This window comes from Wolbachia endosymbiont of Nasonia vitripennis (genome assembly GCF_048054115.1).
Classification (GTDB): domain Bacteria; phylum Pseudomonadota; class Alphaproteobacteria; order Rickettsiales; family Anaplasmataceae; genus Wolbachia.
The window spans coordinates 1-5,541 of sequence record NZ_JAFEVF010000016.1 but is presented as its reverse complement, the minus strand read 5'-3'; the positions used below and the strand labels follow the sequence as shown (position 1 = coordinate 5,541).

The 5,541-nt window shown below is 34.6% G+C and carries 3 protein-coding genes and 2 pseudogenes; all 5 read left to right on the top strand.

Features of this window, described 5'->3' with window-relative positions:
* Positions 1 to 212: pseudogene (locus tag JR053_RS03325) on the top strand (hypothetical protein); the annotation flags it as partial.
* 122 nt (positions 213 to 334) lie between these two features.
* A complete protein-coding gene (locus tag JR053_RS03320; protein WP_010402967.1) occupies positions 335 to 1,561 on the top strand; it encodes a cytochrome b in 1,227 nt (408 codons plus the stop codon).
* Positions 1,561 to 2,322: a cytochrome c1 gene (locus JR053_RS03315; RefSeq protein ID WP_010402969.1), complete on the top strand. Its 762-nt coding sequence runs from the start codon at positions 1,561 to 1,563 to the stop codon at positions 2,320 to 2,322. The genes JR053_RS03320 and JR053_RS03315 overlap by 1 nt, the downstream gene beginning before the upstream one ends.
* A gap of 85 nt (positions 2,323 to 2,407) precedes the next feature.
* Positions 2,408 to 4,342 (top strand): excinuclease ABC subunit UvrB, encoded by a 1,935-nt coding sequence (gene uvrB, locus JR053_RS03310; RefSeq protein ID WP_010402971.1) that lies wholly within the window; start codon positions 2,408 to 2,410, stop codon positions 4,340 to 4,342.
* Positions 4,343 to 4,648: 306 nt separating this feature from the next.
* Positions 4,649 to 5,497, top strand: a pseudogene (locus tag JR053_RS03305) (MFS transporter); the annotation flags it as partial.
* Positions 5,498 to 5,541 lie beyond the last annotated feature (44 nt).

Genomic DNA, 5,541 nt, shown 5'->3' with positions numbered 1-5,541 from the left:
TCTGTCAGTTAATTCATGCTTGTCAGATCAAGTCTAAACTATTACACGATTCACCTTTGACAGCAGAAAAAAATAAAGAAAGAGAACTTGACATTATAGAAAAAAAATTCGAGACGGCACTTAGTAATTGTGAAAAACTTTATCAATGTCCTCGAAGTTCATTAAGCAATTCAACAATATCTAAAGGTGTATGTCATCAAAAGTCCCTTTAAAACAAGCACTCAAATTTGAGTGCTTGTTTTTGTGAAATCTACTCTTTAAACTTAAACTTTTTATTGTTTATTAGCGTTAAATTGTTACAATACAATGAGTTAAGATGACAAAGCTTTAAGTTATGGAAGATGATAGCAAAAAAGAAATAATAGAAGAAAAAGGTATATTAGGTTGGATAGAGTACAGACTGCCTATATTTTCTTTTCTAAAACATACTGCTTCTTATCAAGTACCAAAAAATTTAAATTATGCTTGGAATTTTGGTTCTTTAGCTGGTATAGCGCTGATTTTACAAATAATAACAGGTATATTTCTTGCCATGCACTACACTCCGCATGTTGATCATGCATTTAATAGTGTGGAGCGTATAATGCGTGACGTAAGTTATGGATGGCTGATACGTTATACTCATGCTGTTGGGGCGTCGCTCTTCTTTATGGTGGTCTATGTTCATATCATGCGTGGATTATATTACGGATCTTATAAGAGACCGCGAGAAATGGTATGGTTTATTGGCATATTTATATTTTTTGCAATGATGGCAACTGCCTTTATGGGATATGTTCTTCCATGGGGACAAATGAGTTTTTGGGGTGCAACAGTTATAACTAATTTATTCTCGGCTATACCTTTAATTGGTGATAAAATAGTTATATGGCTATGGGGAGGTTTCTCTGTTGATAATCCAACGCTTAATCGTTTTTTTGCGCTGCATTATCTTATGCCTTTCATTATTATCGCTTTAGCTATGTTGCATGTTGTTGCTCTGCATAGGTTTGGCTCTAATAATCCAAGTGGAATAGAAGTCAGGTCAGATAAGGATACCATTCCTTTTTATCCTTACTATATAGCAAAGGACTGCATAACTTTTGGTTTATTTTTTATAATTTTATTTGCATTTGTTTTTTATGCCCCTAATTATCTTGGGCATCCTGATAATTATATAGAGGCTGATCCTATGGTAACTCCAGTACATATAGTGCCAGAGTGGTATTTCTTACCTTTTTATGCGATGCTGCGTTCAATTCCAAATAAACTTATTGGTGTACTTACCATGTTTGGATCTATTTTAGTGTGGTTTCTTTTGCCTTGGCTTGATAAATCAAAGGTTAAAAGTGGTTCCTACCGTCCATTATTTAAGAAATTTTTTTGGGTTTTTGCAATAAATTTTGCATTTCTTGCCTGGCTTGGGGGACAAGAAGTTAAGGAGCCTTACATTACTTTAAGTAGGCTTTCAACTCTTTATTATTTTTCATATTTTGTGATAATTTTACCTTTACTTAGTAAGTATGAGAAACCAAAAAAATTACCAAAAACAATAAGCGATTCCGTGCCGGAGATGAAGTGATGCTATTGGTTAAAGTTGCTGTGTTTTGTGTATTATTTTTCGCTAATTCTCTATCTGCAGAGGAGTTTAAACCTTTACCAAATAAGAAAATTGACTGGAGTTTTAATGGAATTACCGGATCTTTCGATAGAGAGTCAATTCAGCGTGGCTATAAAGTATACAAGGAAGTCTGTGCTGCTTGCCATTCAATGAATAGAATAGCGTTTCGTAACTTGCAAGATGTTGGTTTTTCCGAAGAGGATGTAAAACAAATTGCAGCCTCTTACCAAGTGAAAGATGGTCCAAATGATTTGGGTGAAATGTTTGATAGGCCGGGAGTGTCTTCGGATTATTTTATTGCACCTTTTGATACAAAAGAAGCAGCTGCAGCAAGTAATAATGGTGCAATTCCACCAGACTTATCACTCATTGTTAAAGCAAGGCACGATGGTGCAAATTACATCTATTCACTGCTCATTGGTTATCAAAATGGTGAACACGATGAGAACGGTTTATATTTTAATCCATATTTTTCAACAGGTAGGTTAGCTATGGCACCACCACTCTCTGAAGGAATGGTAGAATATGATGGTGCAAGGCAAGCTACAGTTGAAAGTATGTCATATGATGTGGTAAATTTCTTACAATGGGCAGCAGAGCCAGAAATGGAACGCCGACATAAACTTGGGTTAAAAATAGTGACATACTTTATAATTTTGACGGTGTTTTTTGTATTAACCAACAATAGGATTTGGAGCAGGCTCTATAAAAAGAAAAAATAGAGTTTTTTATGTTCATTCTTTCATACCTTATTTACACTAGCAAATGTATTGTATAGTAATAAATACATTATGAAAATATAAAGGTATGGAATTTCAAATAGTTACACATTTTCAGCCAGCTGGAGATCAACCACAGGCAATAGACAACTTAGTTGCAGGGTTAAATAGTAATAAAAGAGATCAGGTTTTGCTTGGAGTTACTGGCTCTGGAAAAACCTTCACTATGGCAAATGTTATTGCAAGAACAAACAGGCCTGCATTAATTATGGCACATAATAAAACTTTAGCGGCGCAGCTTTACGAGGAGATGAGAGGATTTTTCCCTCACAATGCTGTTGGATACTTCATTTCTTATTATGATTATTATCAGCCTGAGGCTTATTCGCCACAAACAGACACTTATATTGAAAAAGACTCTTTAATAAATGAAAGAATTGATATGCTACGCTATTCTGCTATATGCTCTCTTTTGGAGCGTAGGGACACGATTGTAGTTGCGAGTGTTTCTTGTATATATGGTCTTGGTTCGCCTGAGAGCTATCTCAGCATGACCTTGACTTTAAGTGCTGGAGATAAGATTCATGTTAATGACTTTCTGAATAATTTAGTTAATCTCCAATATAAACGTTCTGATGTCAGATTTGAGCGAGGATATTTCAGAGTGCGCGGCGATATTATTGATATATTTCCTGCCTATTATGAAAATAAAGCTTGGCGTTTATCATTGTTTGGTGATGAAATAGAGGAAATTTCTGAGATTGATGCCATGAACGGCAATATTATCAGACGCATAGATACAGTCACCATTTTTCCAAATAGCTATTACACTACATCACGTGAGACTCTTTTGCAAGCAGTTCAATTGATTAAAAAAGAACTACATGAACGCCTGGATTATTACTATTCACAGAACAAAATTGTTGAAGCAAAACGCCTTGAGCAGCGTACTAATTTTGATATTGAAATGATGATGGCAACGGGAGTGTGTAAAGGTATTGAAAATTATTCGCGTTATCTTTACGGAATGAAAGCCGGAGATCCACCGCCTACATTGTTTGAGTATTTACCTAAAGATGTAATTTTATTTGTTGATGAAAGCCATGTAACCGTTCCCCAGATAGGTGCAATGTATAGCGGTAATGAAGCACGTAAAAAGAAATTGATAGATTATGGTTTTAGGCTACCTTCTGCTTTTGATAACCGTCCATTAAAATTGGAAGAGTGGGAGGCAATACGGCCACAGACTATTTACGTTTCGGCTACTCCAGGAAAATATGAATTAGAAAAGACTAATCACGCATTTATAGAGCAAGTTATCCGCCCAACAGGACTGACAGATCCCATCTGCATCATAAAACCAACAGGGAGTCAGGTTGATGATGTGATTCATGAGGCACAAGTGACGATAAAAAAAGGGTTTTGTATTCTAATTACCACATTGACAAAAAAAATGGCTGAAAAACTAGCTGAGCATATGAGTGAGCTCAGTATGAAAGTAACTTACCTACATTCAGATATTGGTGCACTGGAAAGAATTGAAATTATATGCAAATTAAGATCTAAAGAAATAGATGTTCTTGTTGGCGTTAACTTGTTGCGGGAAGGTCTTGATATTCCCGAGTGTGGATTGGTTGCAATTTTAGATGCTGACAAAGAAGGGTTTTTACGATCAGAGACTTCGCTCATTCAAACGATAGGTCGTGCTGCACGAAATGTTGAAGGCAGAGTAATTTTATATGCAGACAAAATTACTAATTCTATGGATCGTGCACTGAAAGAAACTGAAAGGAGAAGAAAGAAACAGACAGAGCATAATACACTGCATAATATTGTACCAAAAACTATAATAAAGCCTATATCAAATACTTTACGGGAAAAAGTGGTGATTGAGGATTTTAGTCAGAATGATCTAAGCAGTTTGAAAAAACAAATGTTGAAGCATGCTGAAAATTTAGAGTTTGAAGAGGCAGCAAAAATAAAAAGTATTATTGAAAGGTTTAATAATAGATCCACTGCATAATTAGAAAAAAGATGAATAATTAATAGCTAAACTGACTTTGATTTATCAACAATTTGAAAAAACATCATCTAAGTGGCAGAAAAATGAGCCAGTTCATGATAATTTCAAATTTTCACCTTTTATCTTATAGGTAATGATTGTTGAACTTATTTCTTTCTTGAGATTATGTAGAGACTCTAACAAATTAAATCTCACAACAAATTTGTTGTTTCATAGCTTTTATATCATACTATAATTGCAACTGTTTTAACAATAATCAGAGCCTAAAAGAGGTTTATTATCAATGGACTATTTATAAAAAATCTTATGGAAAATAAAGCTTGGTTCATTTGGCTAATCAGTAACTTGATTGTTGTATTCAGCAATATGCAGATAATCTACACCTTTATAAGCGTGAATCTTGAAAAAGAACTTGGGCTCACAATCGCGCAAGTTGCACTAGCTAATTCAGCATATACTTGGACTTTTGCTATCTCACAATTTTTTAGTGGGGCAATGTTTAATGTTTTTTCCAGCAAAAAAATTTATTTTTTCTCATTGTCAATCATGCTCTTTGGTTTTTTTGTCCTTATCAAGAGTGACAATTTTGCCCATTTAATTTTATCTCAATTTTTGATCGCAATTGGAGCATCGTTTGGTTTTATTGGCGCTGCTCATGTAAGTAGCACATATTTTCCCCTTACTCAATTTGGACTGATGTTCTCACTAGTGCAGACAATTTCAAGTCTTTCTGCTTTGATGATTCAAATGTGCTTCTCTAGCTTGCTTGCCGAAGGTGCAGATTGGAAAAATCTTATTGTATGCGTAATATTATTTGGCGTATCGATATTTGTACTTATGTTTTTTTATCCGAAAGGACTTTCAAAAAAAAATTTGGGGGAATACACAATAAAGAGCTCTATAAAAACAGTAATATGTTCTGTACTAACAGTGCTAAAATTAAGAGATATCTGGATAACCTCAATAGTGGGTGCTATTACTTTTGGAACATTTTTAGCGCTTAATATGCTGTGGGCACCAAGGTTACTAAGCAACTTAGAACTCAATACAATGGAGTTAGGTGTGGCAACTGCAATATTGTGGCTTGGTCTTGCAGTTGGTGCTCCAATTGCAGATCTAATCTCAAATCTATTTAAAAATAGAAGGCACGTAATCTGTAATAGTTTAGACTTGATCTGACAAGCAAACAAAGTAAGATA